At 71.8% G+C, this 18,129-nt stretch carries 15 protein-coding genes and 1 tRNA gene; 9 read left to right on the top strand and 7 right to left on the bottom strand.

Annotated features, from left to right (window positions below):
- Positions 1-36: 36 nt before the first annotated feature.
- A complete protein-coding gene (locus H4N64_RS17580) occupies positions 37-723 on the bottom strand; it encodes a histidine phosphatase family protein (RefSeq protein WP_186283287.1) in 687 nt (228 codons plus the stop codon).
- A 62-nt stretch (positions 724-785) separates the two neighbouring features.
- Between H4N64_RS17580 and corA the strand changes: the two genes are divergently transcribed.
- The gene (gene corA, locus H4N64_RS17575; RefSeq protein ID WP_186283286.1) at positions 786-1,784 is read left to right on the top strand and encodes a magnesium/cobalt transporter CorA; all 999 of its coding nucleotides are present in this window, start codon (positions 786-788) and stop codon (positions 1,782-1,784) included.
- On the opposite strand, the gene H4N64_RS17570 is transcribed toward corA, so the two are convergent.
- Positions 1,785-2,573 carry a ferritin-like domain-containing protein gene (locus H4N64_RS17570; RefSeq protein WP_186283285.1) on the bottom strand — a complete coding sequence of 263 codons (789 nt, stop codon included), beginning with the start codon at positions 2,571-2,573 and terminating at the stop codon, positions 1,785-1,787. It lies immediately after the preceding gene.
- A 226-nt stretch (positions 2,574-2,799) separates the two neighbouring features.
- Entirely contained in the window at positions 2,800-3,855 is a 1,056-nt protein-coding gene (locus H4N64_RS17565; RefSeq protein WP_186283284.1) for an LLM class F420-dependent oxidoreductase, read from the bottom strand.
- Positions 3,856-4,023: 168 nt separating this feature from the next.
- On the opposite strand from H4N64_RS17565, the gene H4N64_RS17560 reads away from it, so the two are divergent.
- Positions 4,024-5,007: an aldo/keto reductase gene (locus tag H4N64_RS17560; protein WP_186283283.1), complete on the top strand. Its 984-nt coding sequence runs from the start codon at positions 4,024-4,026 to the stop codon at positions 5,005-5,007.
- Positions 5,004-7,154 (top strand): helix-hairpin-helix domain-containing protein, encoded by a 2,151-nt coding sequence (locus H4N64_RS17555; RefSeq protein ID WP_186283282.1) that lies wholly within the window; start codon positions 5,004-5,006, stop codon positions 7,152-7,154. The genes H4N64_RS17560 and H4N64_RS17555 overlap by 4 nt, the downstream gene beginning before the upstream one ends.
- A 63-nt stretch (positions 7,155-7,217) precedes the next feature.
- Here the strand turns inward: H4N64_RS17555 and H4N64_RS17550 are convergent, their stop codons facing one another.
- Positions 7,218-7,919 (bottom strand): hypothetical protein, encoded by a 702-nt coding sequence (locus H4N64_RS17550; RefSeq protein ID WP_186283281.1) that lies wholly within the window; start codon positions 7,917-7,919, stop codon positions 7,218-7,220.
- Between the two features lie 47 nt (positions 7,920-7,966).
- Between H4N64_RS17550 and H4N64_RS17545 the strand changes: the two genes are divergently transcribed.
- On the top strand, positions 7,967-8,155 hold the full coding sequence (locus H4N64_RS17545) for a DUF5703 family protein (RefSeq protein WP_030053310.1): 189 nt from the start codon (positions 7,967-7,969) through the stop codon (positions 8,153-8,155).
- 64 nt (positions 8,156-8,219) lie between these two features.
- Here the strand turns inward: H4N64_RS17545 and H4N64_RS17540 are convergent, their stop codons facing one another.
- The 3 genes from H4N64_RS17540 to H4N64_RS17530 all read right to left on the bottom strand — a co-directional run bounded on the left by H4N64_RS17540 (position 8,220) and on the right by H4N64_RS17530 (position 10,879).
- The gene (locus tag H4N64_RS17540) at positions 8,220-9,035 is read right to left on the bottom strand and encodes a chaplin (protein WP_186283280.1); all 816 of its coding nucleotides are present in this window, start codon (positions 9,033-9,035) and stop codon (positions 8,220-8,222) included.
- A 116-nt stretch (positions 9,036-9,151) separates the two neighbouring features.
- Entirely contained in the window at positions 9,152-9,385 is a 234-nt protein-coding gene (gene chpH, locus H4N64_RS17535) for a chaplin ChpH (RefSeq protein WP_186283279.1), read from the bottom strand.
- 168 nt (positions 9,386-9,553) lie between these two features.
- Positions 9,554-10,879 carry a M20/M25/M40 family metallo-hydrolase gene (locus H4N64_RS17530; RefSeq protein WP_186283278.1) on the bottom strand — a complete coding sequence of 442 codons (1,326 nt, stop codon included), beginning with the start codon at positions 10,877-10,879 and terminating at the stop codon, positions 9,554-9,556.
- A 186-nt stretch (positions 10,880-11,065) separates the two neighbouring features.
- Here H4N64_RS17530 and H4N64_RS17525 point away from each other — a divergent pair.
- The 5 genes from H4N64_RS17525 to H4N64_RS17505 form a co-directional block, all read left to right on the top strand.
- A tRNA-Leu gene (locus H4N64_RS17525) sits at positions 11,066-11,153 on the top strand.
- Between the two features lie 187 nt (positions 11,154-11,340).
- Positions 11,341-12,204, top strand: a complete 864-nt coding sequence (locus tag H4N64_RS17520) for an alpha/beta hydrolase (protein ID WP_186283277.1) — start codon at positions 11,341-11,343, stop codon at positions 12,202-12,204.
- 250 nt (positions 12,205-12,454) lie between these two features.
- On the top strand, positions 12,455-16,315 hold the full coding sequence (locus H4N64_RS17515) for a Pls/PosA family non-ribosomal peptide synthetase (protein WP_186283276.1): 3,861 nt from the start codon (positions 12,455-12,457) through the stop codon (positions 16,313-16,315).
- A gap of 68 nt (positions 16,316-16,383) precedes the next feature.
- Positions 16,384-17,763, top strand: a complete 1,380-nt coding sequence (locus H4N64_RS17510; protein WP_186283275.1) for a M1 family aminopeptidase — start codon at positions 16,384-16,386, stop codon at positions 17,761-17,763.
- The coding region (locus H4N64_RS17505) for a YchJ family protein (RefSeq protein ID WP_186283274.1) at positions 17,760-18,129 on the top strand (370 nt) is incomplete at its 3' end. The genes H4N64_RS17510 and H4N64_RS17505, both read left to right, overlap by 4 nt.

Here is an 18,129-nt window from a genome sequence, read left to right as displayed (position 1 = left end):
GCTACCGCGACCGCTTCACCCTACTGCGCCGGACGATCACGGTGCGCCCGCACCGCCCCCGACCGGGGCGTCGCCGGCCGGCGGTTCCTCGCGCGGCGCCAGCGACGCGAAGTCACCGGTGTCACCGAGGCGGAGGAGAAACGGCCTGAGCCGTGTGTAGCGGATCGCGGTGATGGAACACGGTTCGACGGCGATCCGCTGGAAGAGGTCGAGATGAAGTCCGAGTGCGTCCGCGACAAGGGACTTGATGATGTCGCCGTGCGAGCACATGAGATACACGGCGTCGGCGCCGTGGTCGCGCTCCACGCGCGCGTTCCACTCGCGTACGGCCTCGGCGGCGCGCGTCTGCATCGCCCGCATCGACTCGCCGCCCGGGAAGGCGGCCGCCGACGGATGCGCCTGGACGACCTCCATCAGAGGCTCGTCCTTGAGCTCGGCGAGCTTGCGGCCGGACCAGTCGCCGTAGTGGCACTCCCCGATCCGTTCGTCGGTGTGTGCGTGCAGGCCGGGCCGGGCGTCGAGGAGCGGCCGGATCGTCTCCTCGCAGCGCTGGAGGGGGCTGGTGACGACCTCGGAGATCGGCAGTTCGGCGAGGCGTCCGGGCAGGGCGGCGGCCTGCGCGGCGCCGCGTTCGTCGAGGGCGACGCCGGGCGTCCAGCCGGCGAGCAGCCCCTCGGTGTTGGCGGTGGAACGTCCGTGCCGGACCAGGATCAGCGTGGGCATGGGCCCCAGCGTAGGCGCACGCCGGGGTGCTTCCGGGCGCCTACGGCGGGACAATACGTTCCGTGATCGTCGACTGCGCCATCTACCGCGACGGACGCCGTACGGAGGGGCCCGCCGATCTCTCCGACGCCCTGGACGACTGCCGCAGGTCGGGCAACGCCTTCGTCTGGATCGGCCTGTACGAGCCCACCGAGAAGGAGTTCAACCAGGTCACGGAGGAGTTTGCGCTGCATCCCCTGGCCGTCGAGGACGCCCTCAACGCGCATCAGCGGCCCAAACTGGAGGTCTACGACGACTCGTTGTTCATGGTGCTCAAGCCGGTGGGCTACGAGCCGAGGAGCGACACCGTCTCGGCCGGCGAGGTCATGATCTTCCTCGGGGACTCCTTCGTGGTCACCGTGCGGCACGGCGAGGAGTCTCCCCTCGCAGCCGTGCGGCACCGGCTGGAGGAGGAGCCCGAGATGCTCCGGCACGGTCCCACGGCGGTGCTGTACTCGATCACCGACGCGGCGGTCGACCACTATCTGGAGGTGGCGGGCGAGCTGGGGACCGACCTGGAGGAGCTGGAGGCGGAGGTGTTCTCGCCGACCAGCGGGGGCTCGCGGCACACGGCGTCCCGGATCTACAACTTCAAGCGCCAGATCCTGGAGTTCCGCAGGGCCACCGGTCCGCTCGCCCAGCCCCTGACCCGGCTCGCGGGCGACGGCCTCTTCGGCGTCCGGGTGCCCTTCGTGCACGAGAAGGCGCAGCCCTTCTTCCGGGACGTCAACGACCACCTCACGCGCGTGAACGAGTCGGTGGAGGGGCTGGACCGGCTGGTGTCGGACATCCTCTCGGCGCATCTGGCGCAGATGAGCGTGCGGCAGAACGACGACGTGCGGAAGATCTCCGCGTGGGCGGCCATGGCCGCGGTCCCCACGATGATCGCGGGGGTCTACGGCATGAACTTCGACCACATGCCCGAGCTGCACTGGGTGTGGTCGTATCCGATGCTGATCGCCGGCATGGCCGCCCTGGAGGTCTTGCTGTTCAGGCTGTTCAAGAGCCGGGGTTGGTTGTAGTTACGCGAATTCGGGGGCCGAGGTCGCGGGACCGCCCAGCGCGTCGCGCCGTTCCGGCATCTTCAGGGACACCATCCGCCGCCAGCCCGCGGCCCGCTCCCAGGCGTACACGCCATGGATGCCCGCGGCCAGCACCGCCGACTTCGCGCGCGGCCAGCCGAGGATGCGTCCCATGTGGGCCATGACGGCGAGGCTGACGTCCCGGTAGATCCGGATCTCCGCCAGCGCGCACTCCCGGAGCGTCTGCTGGATCGCGTGGCCGTGCCCGGCGTACGCGAAGCGCAGCAGCTCCTCGTGGCAGTAGGCGAGGTGGTTGTCCTCGTCGTTGGAGATCATCTTCACCGCGCGCCCGATGTCGGGGTGGTCGGCGAAGTGCTTGCGCAGCAGCTCCATCTCCTCCGAGGCGCGCTGCTCGGTGACCCTGCTGTGGGCGAGGTAGGTGACGATGTCCTGCACCGTGAGCCGCTCCTCGCCCTTGAGTTTCTCGTGGGCCAGGCCGATGCCGTGCCGCTCCAGAAGCATCGTGTAGTCGGTCTCGGGCGGGACGGGGACGGGTTCGAGGCCGCGCTTCTTCATCAGGGCGTTGAAGATCCGCCCGTGCTTGTCCTCGTCGGCGCCGTGGCGGGTGATCTTGGGGGCCAGTTCGCGCTCGCCGTCCGGGACGAGCGCGGCGATGCGGGCGTTCTCCCAGCCGCCCTGGGACTCCCCGCTCGCGGCGATGGAGCAGAACAGGGCGAAGGACTCGTCGTTGTCGAGGATCTCCTGGAACAGACTCTTGGCCGAAAGCATCGTGAGCACCTCTCTGCGGGACTCCGCGGGACTCCGCAAAGAACGAGTCAAATGCGGCGCGAGGGGTGCTGCAACAGTTGTGTCGGACAACTCCGCCAAAAGGAGGACGGCCGGGGTCACGACGGGGGCGTAACCACGCGGCCCCGGGCGCGTTGTTCTGCGTGACGGCCGTGGCGGGGAAGACCCCCGAGCCCCCACCACGGCCGCAGAAACTTCCGGCAGGCTCTTATGCGAGTCCGGCGCGCTCCAGGGCCTCGGTGCCGGCGCGCAGCGAGGCGAGGCGCTCGTCCAGGGTGAAGCCCGCGGGGGCGAGGGTGAGGGTGGTGACTCCGGCCGCCGCGTAGGCCTTCATCCGGTCCGCGATCCGGTCGACCGAGCCCAGCAGGGTCGTGGAGTCGATCAGGTCGTGCGGTACGGCGGCCGCGGCGCCCTGCTTGTCGCCGGAGAGGTACTTGTCCTGGATCTCGGCGGCTTCCTTCTCGTAGCCCATGCGCTGGGCGAGCTGGTTGTAGAAGTTCTGCTTGCGGCTGCCCATGCCGCCGACGTACAGGGCGGTGTAGGGGCGGAAGGTGTCGGCGAGGGCCGTCACGTCCTTGTCGTCGCCGAGGGCGAGCGGCACGGTCGGGCAGACGTCGAAGCCGTCGAGCGTCTTGCCGGCCTTCTCGCGGCCCGCGCGCAGGTACTTGATCGCGGTGTCCTCCAGGTGCTCGGCGGAGGGGAAGATCAGCAGCGCGCCGTCGGCGATCTCACCGGTCTGTTCGAGGTTCTTCGGGCCGATGGCGGCGATGTACAGCGGGATGTGCTCGCGGGTGGGGTGCACGGTGAGCTTGATGGGCTTGCCCGGGCCGCCGGGCAGCGGCAGCGTCCAGTGCTCGCCGTCGTGGCTGAGGCGCTCGCGGCTCATCGCCTTGCGGACGATCTCGACGTACTCGCGGGTGCGGGAGAGCGGCTTGTCGAACTTGACGCCGTACCAGCCCTCGGAGACCTGCGGTCCCGAGACGCCGAGGCCGAGGCGGAAGCGGCCGCCGGAGAGCGAGTCGAGGGTGGCGGCGGTCATGGCGGTCATCGCCGGCTGGCGGGCCGGGATCTGGAAGATCGCCGAACCGACGTCGATACGCTCGGTCTTGGCGGCGACCCAGCTGAGCACGGTGGCGGCATCCGAGCCGTAGGCCTCGGCGGCCCAGCAGACGGCGTAGCCGAGGCGGTCGGCCTCCTGGGCGACGGCGAGGTTGTCCCCGTCCATTCCGGCACCCCAGTAGCCGAGGTTGATCCCGAGCTGCATGGCCGATTCCCCTTACTGATCAGTAACGTCCCTGTTGCCGAGACCTTAGCGCGGTGAAGGGCGTGGCGGGGAGGGTGGAGTGCGGCACGGACACTCAAGTCGTTGACGGGAGAACTGGTTATCCACAGGCCCCCACGGGGCAGGTTCTGGCCAGTAATCTCGGCGTCCATGGAGCAGAGGCATCTCGGCCGCACCGGCCTTCGTGTGTCCCGTATCGGACTCGGCACCCTCACCTGGGGCAGGGACACCGACGACCATGACGCCGCGGACCTCTTGAAGACGTTCTGGGAGGCCGGCGGCACCCTCGTCGACACGGCGGACGTGTACGGCGACGGGGAGGCCGAGTATCTGCTCGGACAGCTCATAGAAGGGCTGGTGCCGCGCCGGGACCTGGTCATCTCGACCAAGGCGGGCAGTGTGCCGGACCCGGACCGGCGGTTCGACGGCTCCCGCGGGCATCTGCTCTCCGCCCTGGACGCCTCGCTCGCCCGGCTCGGCACGGACTACGTCGACCTGTGGCACATCCACGCCTTCGACCCGGACACCCCGCTGGAGGAGACCCTCCACGCCCTCGACATCGCGGTCAGCAGCGGCCGCGCGCGGTACGCCGGAGTCTCCAACTTCTGCGGCTGGCAGCTCGCCAAGGCCGCGACCTGGCAGCTGGCCGCGCCGGGCACGCGGACCCGCCTCGCCAGTACGCAGATGGAGTACTCGCTGCTGCAGCGGGGCGTCGAGCGCGAGGTGCTGCCCGCGGCGCTGGACCTCGGCATCGGGCTCCTGCCCTCCTCGCCGCTCGGCCGCGGGGTGCTCACCGCCAAGTACCGGGACGCCACACCGCCCGACTCCCGGGGCGCCTCGGAGCACTTGGCGCCGTTCGTCGCGCCGTACCTCGACGACACGGCGAGCCGGATCGTGGACGCCGTGCGGACCGCGGCGGACGGGCTCGCGGTGACCCCGCTCCAGGTCGCCCTCGCCTGGGTCAGGGACCGGCCGGGCGTCGCCGCGCCCATCGTCGGCGCGCGCAACGCGCAGCAGCTCACGGCGGCATTGTCAGTGGAGGCCCTTAGTCTTCCTGACGAGATCTGCCGGGCGCTCGACGATGTGTCGGCGCCCGTGCACCGCTATCCCGATCACGACTGGAGCACGCTGTGAGCACGGAGCCCGAGACCACCGGGGACGCCGGACCGGGGACGCCTGAGGGCGCGGAGCCCGCGGTGGAAGGTGCCGAGCCCACGTCCGAGGCCGGCGGCGAGGACACGGGCAAGCTGTCCGAGGCCGAGGCCGAGTTGGCGGCGCAGCGGGTCGAGCGGGAGCGGATCGAGCGGCGCAAGGCCGAGAAGGCGGGGCCCGTCGAGGCCGGGGCCAAGCTCAGCGGGACGGCCGCGGATCTGCTGGCGGCCGTACGGGCCGTGGAGAGCGGGGCCAAGCCCGCGGCCACCGTGTTCGCCGAGCCCGAGCCCGCACCCCGGCGGCCGGCCCCGGAGCCGGTGCGGCGGGCGCAGCCCGTGGTGGCCGAGGCCGCTCCGGTGGCGGCCGCGCCCGAGGCCGTGGAGGGCGTACGACTGGTGCTGGCCGAGGGAGGCGCCCCGGCGCCGCTCGCGGCGCAGGTCACGGCCGTGCTCGGGGAGGGCGCGGACGACCGGTTGCGGGCGGATCCCTGGCTGTTGCTGCGGGTCGGCGGGGTACGGCCCGAGCAGGCCGACGGGTTCGCGCGGGCGCTGCTGGGCGCCGAGTGCGGTCCGGACGACGAGCGGCGGGGGCGGGCGCTGACCGTCTGGCTGCTGGAGCAGGCGGCCGTGGCGGGGCATACGGCCCTGGAGATGCCGACGCTCACCGCCGCGCTGGCCCGGCAGGGGGTGCCGGATCCCGATGCCGCCGTGCAGGGCTCCCTGGCGGAGGGGGAGGCGCTGGCCTTCCAGGACGCCCTCGACGAAGAGGCGACGGCCCAGGAGGGCGACGAGGAGGAGCGGCCTGTTCGTGTCCTCGTCGGTCTTGAGCGGTACGCCCTCGCGGAGGAGAGCCTCGCCGACGGTCTGGGCCGGCTGATCAACTCCGTGCCCAAGCAGGACGGTTCGGCGCAGGCGTGGGACGAGGCCGCCGCCGCTGCCGGTGGCTCCGCGGGCGAGCTGATCCGCGCGGTCGCCGGGCACACGCTGGTGCTGCACACCGGCGGCGCGGCCTCGCTCGCCGAGCCGGCGGCACTGCTGCGCGCGGCGCGGGGCTTGGGGCTGCGCGCCTGGGCCGCGGCCCACAGTCCGCTGGGCCGGGGCCGGTTCGCGGCGCTGCTGGAGGAGGGAACAGGCGACGCCACGCCGGCCGAGCGCTCCCCCGCCGAAGGTTCCGGCATCGCCACCGTGGCCGGGCTGCTCTCCGGCGTCGAGGGCCCGGGGCGGGACGCGGACGGGGCGCTGGATCTCGACCTGCTCGTCGTGCTGGACGCGCCCCAGCTGGACATCGAGGCGGGCGCGCTGCTCGCGGAGTCGTTGCCGGACGGTGCTCGGCTGGTGCTGGCCGGTGATCCGGGGGTGCTGTGGTCCGTGGGGCCCGGGCGGGTGTTCGCGGATCTGCTGGCCGCTCGGATCTGTCCGCAGGTCGCCTCCCGGCGGCCGGACCCGGGGCCGCTCGGCGAGCTGGTCTCGGGCATCGGCGTCGGCGAGCTGACCCAGGTCGAGGCGCCCGGCAAGGAGGTCGTGATCGTGCCCGTGCGGGACGCCGGGGAGGCCGTGCACCGGACCGTGCAGCTGGTCGCCGACTCGGTTCCGCGGGCGATCGGCGTCCCGGCCGAGGACACCCAGGTGATCACCCCGGGCCACGGCGGCGCGGCCGGCACCCGCGCGCTGAACGCCGCGCTCAAGGAGCGCCTCAACCCCGGCCCCGGCCGCTTCGGCGGCTTCGACCCCGGTGACCGGATCGCCTACTCCCCCGCGCCCGGACGTACGCTGCCGGGCCGCGTGGTCAAGGCCGACGCCGACGGGCTTCACCTGTCCTGCGCGGGCGAGGACGTCGTCGTACCGAAGGAGCGGGTGGAGCAGTCCGTGCGGCACGGCTGGGCGCTCACCGCGCATCAGGCGGTGGGCGGCCGGTGGCCCGCGGTCGTGGTCGTGCTGCCCGGTGATGCGGCCGGGGCACTCAGCAGACCCTGGGTGTACACGGCGTTCGGCCGGGCCGAGCGGCATCTGTCCGTCGTGCACGGCGTGGAGCAGGCCCTGCCCCGGGCCGTGGCGGAGGTCCCGGCGAAGCCCCGGACGACCCGGCTGCCGGCGCTCCTGGCGCCGCAGGTGCCGGCGGAGGGCCAGTAGCGGCACGCACAGAGGGCGGCAACCCGCTCCGGGGCGCCGCCCTCCCTGCCGTACGGACTCGGCTCAGCGTTCCGCGTCCAGCGGCTCCAGGTCCTCGTCGTCCTCCAGCTCCGCGTCGAGGTCGTCGTCCGGCCCGTCGTCGGCATCCTCGACGTCGAGCTCGTCGTCGAACACCGCGCTGACGTCGAAGCGGCAGACCACCCGCTGCGGATCGATCTGCTCGAACGGCGCCTCCAGCCAGTCGCCGGGGTCGGCCGGCTCGTCGGCGGCGGTCACCCACAGCGTGGAGTCGCCCTCCTCCAGGCCGAACTCCTTGTGCCGGGAGGCGATCTCGTCCGGTTCGAACTCGCCGAACAGAATGCCCAGCGCCCCGTGGACGGAGCCGGAGGCCTCCCCGTCCGTGCCCTCGTCGTAGTCCGCCGCCTCGACCCGCTGCGCCTGCGCCAGCAGCCGCTGCGGCTCCACCACGGCGTAGTCGCGGCGGATCAGCACGCTCAGCGCGTTCGGCTCCTCGGGGCCGGTGTACGGCGGCAGGCCGTCCTCGGTACCGGGGATCTCGAAGGGCGTGACCTCGTCGTAGCGGTCGTAGAGCAGCTCGTCGTACGCCTCGGCGGCCGTGGCCAGCTGGTTGAACGCCTCGTAGACGGCCGGGTCGTCCTCACCCGACCTGCGTTCGACCGCGGCGAGATGGCGGTCGAGCGCGGTCTTGACCGCCTCGGCGGCGGCGCGTACCTCGGCAGCGGTGGGCTGCGCAGCATCAGACATAGTGCAGACGCTATCCGTACCGGGCCCCAGCCCGCACAATAGATGCGATGCCGGAATACGAATTTGTCGACGTGTACGTACCGCGCGGGGTCTCCCGCAAGGACGCCACCCGACTGCTGACGGACCATGCCGAGTACGGACACTGGGAGTTGGACCGCCTGAGCCTGCTGCGCGACGGAAGCCGCAAGGTGCGGCTGCGCCGGAGGATCATCCGCCAGGTGCGCGCCACGTGGTGAGAGCGGACGGAGACGGAGCGGGCCCCGCCGAGACGGCGGGGCCCGCTCCGTTGTGCGCGGCATCTCAGGCCGAGGCCCGCGCCTTGCGGTAGAGCAGCGCGCCCGCCAGCAGCGCGCCCGCGCCCATGGGGAGGGCGAGGCCCAGCGGCAGCTCACTGCCGGTGGCGGCGAGCTGGGCGAGGCCCTCGGGCTCGGTGACCGACCGGCCTCCCGGCCGGTCGGCCCGCGCGGTGCCGTCGGGCGTCACCTCACCCGGGGTGGACGGGGTTGCGGAGCGGGGCGGTCCATCCGGATCGTCGCGATCACCTGGGTTGTTCGGATTGCCGGGTTGGTTCCCGGGGTTGCCGGGGTTCTCCGGGCCCCCTGGATTCCCCGGATTCCCCGGATTGCCCGGGTTCTCCGGCCCTCCCGGATTCCCCGGCTGCTCCGGCGATCCCGGAGGGTTCTCGTACCCACCGCCGCCGGATCCGCCGTTCTCACAGTCATTGCCCGTGGTGCCGTTGCCGACCCCGATGACATTGACGCTGTTGCCGCAGACGTTGACCGGCGCGTGGACCGGCACCTCGACATGGTTGCCGGATGCCACGCCGGGCGAATGGGAGGCGTGACCGCCGGAGTGCGCGCCCCCGGATTCGCCCCCCTCATTGACGCAGGTGTTGCCGACCGCCGGGTTCAGGATCCCGACGACGTTGACCGTGTTTCCGCAGGCGTTGACCGGTGCGTGCACCGGCGCCTGGACCGTGTTGCCCGACAGCACTCCGGGCGAGTGCGAGGCGGAGCCGCTCGCGCCCGAATCGGCCTGGGCGGTCCCTCCCGCGGCGGCGAGCACACCGGTCGCGGCCGCCACGGTCATCAGGCCCTTGCGGGTGACCTGTCGCATTGCTGAATTCCCTGCCTTCCCCCTCAAGACCGAACACGAAAAGACCGGTCGGTCCCGGAGCGCATGGCACGCACTCCGGGACCGACGGCGTCGTACGAAACCTCAGAAAGGCAACGTCACTTGTTCACGCAGGTGTTGCCGAAGGCGGGGTTCAGCAGCCCGATCACGGAGATCGTGTTGCCGCACACGTTCACCGGGGCGTGCACGGGAACCTGGACCACGTTGCCGGACAGGACACCCGGGGAGTGCACGGCGGCACCCTGGGCACCGGCATCGGCGACGGCCATACCCGCACCCGCGAGAACGAGACCACCGGTGGCAGCCGCAGCGGCGACGACCTTCTTGATCATTATTCCTCCTTGTTGGCAATGCGATCCCAAGTAGCGGATCGCATGATCTGTAACGAGGAGGAAGTAATGGAGCTACGAGCTTATGGTCGCATTCACTCTTCTCAGTCAATTCCGCACGGGCGCACGATTGTTGAAGTTTCGTTTCAGTGGGCCAATTCGGGGCGGGTCCTACGACGCGTCGAGGAACCGGTCGAGCACCCGCACGCCGAACTTGAGTCCCTCCACGGGCACCCGCTCGTCGACCCCGTGGAACATCCCCGCGAAGTCCAGCTCCGGCGGCAGCTGGAGCGGCGCGAAGCCGAAGCAGCGGATGCCGAGATCGTCGAAGGACTTGGCGTCGGTGCCGCCGGAGAGCATGTACGGCACGGCCCGCGCGATGGGGTCCTCGGCGCTCAGGGCGCCCTGCATGGCGTCGACGAGCCGGCCGTCGAAGTCGGTCTCCAGGGCCTTGTCGGCGTGCACGTCCTCCCGCTTCACCCGCGGGCCGAGGATGCGGTCGAGGTCGGCCAGGAACTCCTCCTCGTGACCCGGCAGGAAGCGCCCGTCGACGTGCGCGGTGGCCTGGCCGGGGATGACGTTGACCTTGTAGCCGGCGCCGAGCATGGTGGGCGCCGCCGAGTTCTTGAGGGTCGCGCCGACCATCTTGGCGATGCCGCCGAGCTTGGCGAGGGTCTCGTCCATGTTCTCGGGGTCGAGTTCGGTGCCGAGCGCGTCGGACAGCTCGTCGAGGAAGGACCGTACGGTCTTGGTGATCCGGACCGGCCACTTGTGCCGCCCGAGCCGCCCGACCGCCTCGCACAGCTCGGTGATGGCGTTGTCGTCGTTGGTCATCGAGCCGTGGCCCGCCGTGCCGTCGACGGTGAGCCGCATCCAGTGCATGCCCTTCTGGGCGGTCTCCACCAGGTACAGCCGCAGCTTCTCGTTGACGGTGAAGGAGAACCCGCCGACCTCGCCGATCGCCTCGGTGACCCCCTCGAAGAGGTCCGGGTGCTTCTGGACCAGGTACTTGGCGCCGTAGGTGCCGCCCGCCTCCTCGTCGGCGAGGAACGCGAGCACGATGTCGCGCGGCGGCTTTCGGCCGCTGCGCAGCCGGTCGCGCACGACGGCCAGCGTCATCGCGTCCATGTCCTTCATGTCGACGGCGCCGCGGCCCCACACGCAGCCGTCCGCGATCTCGCCGGAGAAGGGGTGGTGGGTCCAGTCGGCGGCGTTGGCCGGTACGACGTCGGTGTGGCCGTGGATGAGGAGCGCGGGCCGCGAGGGGTCCTCGCCCTCGATCCGGGCGACCGTGGAGGCGCGTCCCTTGTGCGACTCGATGATCCGCGGTTCCAGGCCCACCTCGGCGAGCTTCTCGGCCACGTACTCGGCGGCCTTGCGCTCGCCCGGGCCCGAGTGGTCGCCGTAGTTGCTGGTGTCGATCTGGATCAGCTCGCGGCAGAGGTCCACAACCTCGTCCTCGCCGGTGACGCTCCTGGCCGTGTCCGTCCCGCTCACGCTGGTTCCTCCCGCTGTCACTGCTGGTGGTCCTCTTCATCCTCCTCCTGTGACGGGCCGTGGCCCAAGAGCGCCCCCGCCCGTCACACGCCGTTCACGCCGGGACGGGGGGTGATCGGCCACCCTCGGAAGCCTGGTAATGTTTCCTTCGTCGCCGCGGGGGAAACCCCGCACGACAGACACCTTGTCCGGGTGGCGGAATGGCAGACGCGCTAGCTTGAGGTGCTAGTGCCCTTTATCGGGCGTGGGGGTTCAAGTCCCCCCTCGGACACCAGCTGATACAGCAGTCGAGTGCCGGCCGGGAGCGATCCCGACCGGCACTTCGCGTTTCCCACGGACTCCTCCCGGTCGTGCGCACCGGGGCACGCGCGCGTGCACGGCGAGTCAACTCGGCCCCGGCAGACGGGCCTACGGTGCCGGAGCCCGGCACACCGCCGCCCTCGCCTCCAAGGAGTACGACCATGTCATCGCCCGACTCCGCGGCCTCCTACGCCCGCGATCTGGCCCAGATCGAGCGGGCCAACGCCTCCGGCCGCACCCCCGCCGTGTTCGTGCACGGCCTGTGGCTGCTGCCCACCAGTTGGGACCGGTGGGCAGCCGTCTTCGAGGAGGCCGGGTTCGCGCCGGTCACGCCCGGCTGGCCCGACGACCCGGCGACCGTCGAGGAGGCGCAGGCGCATCCCGAGGTGTTCGCCGGCAAGAGCGTCGGGCAGGTGGCACAGCACTTCTGCGATCTGATCGGGAAGCTGGAGCGCAAGCCGGTCGTCGTCGGACACTCCTTCGGCGGTCTGATCACCCAGATCATCGCCGGGCGTGCGCTGTCCCAGGCGTCGGTGGCCATCGACCCGGCGCCGTTCCGCGGAGTGCTGCCGCTGCCGCTGTCCTCGCTGCGCGCGGCGCGGCCGGTGCTCGGCAACCCCGCCAACTTCCACCGTGCGGTGCCGCTGACGTTCGAGCAGTTCCGCTACTCCTTCGCCAACGCGGTGAGCGAGGAGGAGGCGCGCGAGCTGTACGACACCTTCGCGGTGCCGACGCCGGGCGAGCCGCTGTTCCAGGCGGCCGCTGCCAACCTCAACCCGTGGACCGAGGTGAAGGTCGACACCACCGCGGAGGGCCGGGGGCCGCTGCTGATCATCTCGGGCGAGAAGGACAACACCGTCCCGTGGGCCATCGCCAACGCCTCGTACAAGAAGCAGTTGCACAACGAGCACGCGGTGACGGAGATCGTCGAGATGCCGGGCCGCGGTCATGCGCTGACCATCGATCACGGCTGGCGTGAAGTCGCGGACACCGCGCTGACGTTCATCAAGCGTTCTGCCCGGTAGACACGCACCGGAGTCGACCTGGCGCTCTGTGTGGGGCATCTCTCCCGCCTCCGCAAAACGCCAGGTCACCGCCGTGCCCATGTCACCCGGACGGTCCGGAAGATCGGTCCCGGGTGGCAGTCCGAAGGGGTCGGACCTAGCGTCGTACTAAAATTTCCGGCTTGTTACGGAGCTGGACCGGACAACCCCAGGCAACCCTGCGGGCCCGCCGGCGCCCCGGAGGCTTCCGGGATCGAGACGCGAGGACCCGATGGCAGCCATACACGAGAGCAGCGCTCTCGGTCTGCTCGACGACGAGATCCGCGAGCGGTTCGGTGACAAGGCACGATTCTCCGGAGGCCCGGCGGCCTCTCCACGCACCCTCGTCGACATCCTCGACGCCTCCGTCCGGTCGTACCCGGACGAGCTCGCTCTGGACGACGGGACGACCCGGCTGACCTACCGTGCGCTGGCCGTCGAGGTGGCGCGGGTACGGCGGCTGCTCGCCGACGCCGGGGTGGGCCTCGGCGACCGGGTGGGCGTGCGGGTGCCGTCCGGGACCAATGATCTGTACGTCGCCATCCTGGCCGTCCTCGCGGCCGGTGCCGCCTATGTGCCGGTCGACGCGGAGGACCCGGACGAGCGGGCCGAGTTGGTGTTCGGCGAGGCGGATGTCCGGGCCGTGATCGGGGCCGGTCACGAGATCACCGCCCACGGGAGGTCCGAGGCCCCCGCGGGGCGGCCGGGTGTCGAGCACGACGCCTGGATCATCTTCACCTCCGGTTCGACCGGCAAGCCCAAGGGCGTGGCCGTCACGCACGAGAACGCCGCCGCGTTCGTGGACGCCGAGGCCGCGCTGTTCCTCACCGAGGACCCGATCGGGCCGGGTGACCGGGTCATGGCGGGTCTGTCGGTCGCCTTCGACGCGTCCTGCGAGGAGATGTGGCTGGCCTGGCGCTACGGGGCCTGTCTGGTGCCCGTGCCCCGGTCGCAGGTCAGGAGCGGCGCCGATCTCGGGCCGTGGCTGGTCGAGCAGGAGATCACCGTCGTCTCCACGGTGCCCACGCTGGCCTCGCTCTGGGAGCCGGACACCCTCAACGAGGTACGGCTGCTGATCTTCGGTGGTGAGGCCTGCCCGCCCGAGCTGGCGCAGCGTCTTGTGACCGAGGGGCGCGAGGTCTGGAACACCTACGGGCCGACGGAGGCGACCGTCGTGGCCTGTGCGTCGCTGATGTCCGGCGAGGAGCCGATCCGGATCGGGCTGCCGTTGAACGGCTGGGAGCTGGCCGTCGTCGACGACGCCGGGGAGCCGGTGCCGATGGGCGGCAGCGGTCAGCTGGTGATCGGCGGGGTCGGGCTCGCCCGGTATCTGGACGCCGAGAAGGATGCGGAGAAGTACGCGCCGCTTCAGTCCCTGGGCTGGGACCGGGCGTACCGCAGTGGTGACCTGGTCAAGGCGGAGCGGGAGGGGCTGATCTTCCTCGGGCGGGCCGATGAGCAGATCAAGCTGGGCGGGCGGCGGATCGAGCTGGGCGAGGTGGACGCGGCGCTCCAGGCGCTGCCCGGGGCCGCCGGCGCCGCTGCCGCCGTACGCACCGCCCGCAGTGGCAACCAGCTCCTCGTCGGGTACGTCGTCACGCAGGACGGCTGGGACCACGCCGCCGCCGTCGAGAAGCTGCGCGCCGAGCTGCCCGCCGCGCTGGTGCCCCTGCTGGCACCGGTCGGGGACCTGCCGACGCGGACGAGCGGCAAGGTGGACCGCAATGCCCTGCCGTGGCCGCTGCAGAACCTCGAAACGCCCGAGGCGGAGCAGCTCTACGGCACCGAGGCGTGGCTCGCCGAGCAGTGGACGGAAGTCCTCGGCATCCCGGTGACGAGCGCGCGCGACGACTTCTTCGCGATCGGCGGCAGCAGCCTGGCCGCCGCCCAGCTCACCACCAAGCTGCGCACCCGCTACCCGAGCGCGGCCGTCCTCGACATCTACCAGCAGCCGACACTGCGGAAGCTGGCCCGGCACCTGGAGGAGTCCGCGCAGGACGACGGCTCCCGGCGGACGATCACCCCGGTGCCGAAGCGTGCGCAGGCGGTCCAGCTCCTTGTGCTGCTGCCCCTCTTCACGCTGCTCGGGCTGCGCTGGATGGTGCCGCTGGCCGCGCTGGGCAATGTCCTGACCGCGTACTCCTGGCTGCCGACCGCCCCCTGGTGGCTGGTCGTGGCCGGTGGGCTGGTGCTCTTCAGCCCGCCGGGGCGGCTCGGGATCGCCGCGGGCGGGGCCCGGCTGCTGCTGCGGGGCGTGCAGCCAGGGCGGTACCGGCGCGGTGGCAGCGTCCATCTGCGGCTGTGGACCGCCGAGCGGCTCGCGGAGTTCAGCGGGGCGACCTCGCTGACCGGGTCCTGGCTGGAGCGGTACGCCCGTGCGCTGGGCGCCAAGGTCGGCCAGGACGTCGATCTGCACTCGCTGCCGCCGGTCACCGGCATGCTGAAGCTCGGCCGGGGCGCGGCCGTCGAGTCCGAGGTGGATCTGTCCGGGTACTGGCTGGACGGCGACCGGCTGGAGATCGGCCCGGTCAAGGTGGGCGCCCATGCCGTCGTCGGCACGCGCAGCCTGCTCTTCCCGGGCGCTCGGGTCGGCAAGCGGGCCGAGGTGGCGCCGGGCTCCGCGGTGACCGGGCAGATCCCGACCGGTCAGCGCTGGGCGGGCGCGCCCGCGGTGAAGCTGGGCAAGGCCAAGCGGAACTGGCCCAAGGACCGGCCGCGCCGGGGCGCCTTCTGGCGGGGCCTGTACGGCGTGAGCGGTCTGGCGCTGAGCGCGCTTCCGGTGGTGTCCGGCGCCGCGGCGCTGGCCGTGGCGTACCCGTTCGTCGACGCGGACGCGCCCCTCACGGGTGCCGCGCTCGCGCTGGTCCCGGCGACGCTGGCCTTCGGGCTGATGTACGCGCTGCTGATCCTGGTCCCCGTACGGCTGCTGGGCCTGGGGCTGAGCGAGGGCACGTACGCCACGCACAGCCGGGTCGGCTGGCAGGCCTGGACGGTCACGCAGCTCATGGACCGCTCTCGGGAGACGCTGTTCCCGCTGTACGCCGGTCTGGTCACGCCGGTGTGGCTGCGGCTGCTCGGGATGCGGATCGGCAAGGGCGCCGAGGTGTCCACCGTGCTGGCGCTGCCGAGCCTCACCACGGTCGGCGAGGGCGCCTTCCTGGCCGACGACACGCTGACCGCTCCGTACGAGCTGGGCGGCGGCTGGGTGCGGATCGGGCGGGCGGAGATCGGGCGGCGGGCGTTCCTCGGCAACTCGGGGATGACGGCGCCGGGGCGGAGCGTGCCGGACGACGGTCTGGTCGGGGTGCTGTCGGCGACGCCGAAGAAGGCCAAGAAGGGCACCTCGTACCTGGGGCTGCCGCCGGTGAAGCTGCCGCGCAGCGCGAGCGACGGCGACCAGAGCCGGACGTACGACCCGCCGGCGCGGCTGCTGTGGGCGCGCGGTGTGGTGGAGCTGTGCCGGATCGTGCCGGTGTTCTGCTCGGCGGCGCTGGCCGTGCTGACGGTGGCGGCGCTGTGCGCGCTGTGCGCGCTGGGCGGCTGGGCCTGGCTGCTGGGCGGCGTCGTGCTGCTGGCGGCGGGCGGGGTCGCGGGGCTGGTCTCGATCCTCGCCAAGTGGGCACTCGTCGGGCGGCACCGCAGCGGGGAGCATCCGCTGTGGAGCGGCTTCGTGTGGCGCAACGAGCTGGCCGACACCTTCGTGGAGGTGCTGGCCGTGCCGTGGCTGGCCGGTTCCGTGCCGGGTACGCCGTTGATGACGGCGTGGCTGCGCGGGCTCGGCGCGCGGATCGGCAAGGGCGTGTGGGTGGAGAGCTACTGGCTTCCGGAGACGGATCTGGTGACCCTTGAGGACGCGGCGACGGTGAACCGGGGCTGTGTGCTCCAGACGCACCTCTTCCACGACCGGATCTTGCGGACGGATACTGTGGTCCTCCGTGAGGGCGCGACGCTGGGTCCTGGCGGAATCGTCCTGCCCGGCAGCACGGTCGGGGCCCGCACCACGCTGGGTCCCGCGTCGCTGGTGATGGCCGCGGAGTCCGTTCCCGACGACACGCGCTGGCTGGGCAACCCGATCGAGGCATGGCGGCGGTAGGCGCGGCCCGTGCGACGTCGGGGGGCGAGGCACGTCGTACGAGCACAGCGCAGGGAGCAGACGCAGCAGTGGCAGTTCAGCAGTCCGTGGGTGCGGATCCGTACTTCCCCGACCACGGCGATCCCCGGTACCGGGTGCACCGGTACGAACTCGCGCTGGACTACCGCCCGGGCCCCAACCGGCTGTCGGGGACGGCCCGGATCAACGCCATCGCGGGCCGCTCCCCGCTCGCCGAGTTCCAGCTGAACCTGGCCGACTTCAAGGTCGGCCGGGTCCGTCTGGACGGACGGCAGCCGCACTACACGCACCGCGGCGGGCGGCTGCGGGTGAAGCCGGCCAAGGCGATCCGGCCCGGTGCCGCCTTCACCGTCGAGGTGCACTGGTCGGGCAACCCCAAGCCGGTGAACAGCCCCTGGGGCGGGCTCGGCTGGGAGGAGCTGGAGGACGGGGCGCTGGTGGCGAGCCAGCCGATCGGGGCGCCGTCCTGGTACCCGTGCAACGACCGCCCGGCCGACAAGGCGTCGTACCAGATCTCCATCACGACGCCCTCGGCGTACTCGGTGGTCGCGGGCGGTCGGCTGCTCACGCGTACGACGAAGGCGTCGACGACGACCTGGGTGTACGAGCAGTCCGCGCCCACGTCCAGCTATCTGGTCGGTCTGTCGATCGGCAAGTACCAGACGCTGCTGCTGGGTGACCCGGGACCGGGGGGTGTGCCGCAGCACGGGCACATCCCGGCGCATCTACTGCCCCAGTTCTCAAGGGACTTCGCGCGCCAGCCGCAGATGATGGAGCTGTTCCAGGAGCTGTTCGGGCCCTACCCGTTCGACGAGTACGCGGTCGTGGTGACCGAGGAGGAACTCGATGTGCCCGTCGAGGCACAGGGGTTGTCGCTGTTCGGCGCCAACCATGTGGACGGCGCGCGGGGTTCGGAGCGGCTGGTCGCGCACGAGCTGGCCCACCAGTGGTTCGGCAACAGTGTCTCGATCGCCGACTGGCGGCACATCTGGCTGAACGAGGGGCTCGCGAAGTACGCCGAGTGGCTGTGGTCGGAGCGCTCGGGCGGGCGTACGGCGCAGCAACTCGCCGCAGCCGCACACCGGTTGCTCGCCTCGCAGCCGCAGGATCTGAAGCTGGCCGACCCCGGCCGCAAGCTGATGTTCGACGACCGTCTCTACGAGCGCGGCGGACTGACCGTGCACGCGCTGCGCTGCGCGATGGGCGACGACGCCTTCTTCCGTATGCTGCGCGGCTGGACTGCGCTGCACCGGGGCGGTGCGGTGAGCACGACGACGTTCACGGCACACGCGGCCCGGTACGCGAGCGAGCCGCTGGAGGAGCTGTTCGACGCATGGGTGTACGGCACGGCGCTGCCGCCGCTGCCGAGCCCGGTGACGGCGTTGCCGGTGAAGCCGCCGTATCCGCCGAGCACGGGAGCGTCGGCATGAGTGCCTGCCCTTGTGGCCTGTCCGAGCCGTACGAGAAGTGCTGCGGCCGCTATAACTCGGGTGCCGCCGCGGCCCCGACCGCCGAGGCGCTGATGCGGTCCCGGTACAGCGCCTTCGTGAAGGGCAACGTGCCGTATCTGCTGCGTACTTGGCATCCGCGGACCAGGCCCGAGCGGCTCGATCTCGATCCGGGGATGAAGTGGACGGGTCTGGACATCCTCGCCGCGACCGACGGATCGGCTTTCCACTCCACCGGAACCGTGACCTTCAGGGCGTCCTTCCGGGGCGGTTCGCTGCATGAGCGGAGCCGGTTCGAGCGGGTGGAGGGGGCCTGGGTGTACGTGGACGGGGAGTTCCTCGACTACC

The organism is Streptomyces cupreus (assembly GCF_014257025.1).
Taxonomy (GTDB): Bacteria; Actinomycetota; Actinomycetes; order Streptomycetales; family Streptomycetaceae; genus Streptomyces; species Streptomyces cupreus.
This window is presented reverse-complemented; position numbering and strand designations above follow the sequence as displayed.

Excerpts from the sequence above, each read along its gene's own strand:
- H4N64_RS17550 (WP_186283281.1), bottom strand. The coding sequence starts at position 7,919 with ATGTCTGATGCTGCGCAGCCCACCGCTGCCGAGGTACGCGCCGCCGCC.
- H4N64_RS17515 (WP_186283276.1), top strand. The coding sequence starts at position 12,455 with ATGGCAGCCATACACGAGAGCAGCGCTCTCGGTCTGCTCGACGACGAG.
- H4N64_RS17565 (WP_186283284.1), bottom strand. The coding sequence starts at position 3,855 with ATGCAGCTCGGGATCAACCTCGGCTACTGGGGTGCCGGAATGGACGGG.
- chpH (WP_186283279.1), bottom strand. The coding sequence starts at position 9,385 with ATGATCAAGAAGGTCGTCGCCGCTGCGGCTGCCACCGGTGGTCTCGTT.
- H4N64_RS17520 (WP_186283277.1), top strand. The coding sequence starts at position 11,341 with ATGTCATCGCCCGACTCCGCGGCCTCCTACGCCCGCGATCTGGCCCAG.
- H4N64_RS17580 (WP_186283287.1), bottom strand. The coding sequence starts at position 723 with ATGCCCACGCTGATCCTGGTCCGGCACGGACGTTCCACCGCCAACACC.
- H4N64_RS17540 (WP_186283280.1), bottom strand. The coding sequence starts at position 9,035 with ATGCGACAGGTCACCCGCAAGGGCCTGATGACCGTGGCGGCCGCGACC.
- H4N64_RS17545 (WP_030053310.1), top strand. The coding sequence starts at position 7,967 with ATGCCGGAATACGAATTTGTCGACGTGTACGTACCGCGCGGGGTCTCC.
- H4N64_RS17570 (WP_186283285.1), bottom strand. The coding sequence starts at position 2,573 with ATGCTTTCGGCCAAGAGTCTGTTCCAGGAGATCCTCGACAACGACGAG.
- H4N64_RS17560 (WP_186283283.1), top strand. The coding sequence starts at position 4,024 with ATGGAGCAGAGGCATCTCGGCCGCACCGGCCTTCGTGTGTCCCGTATC.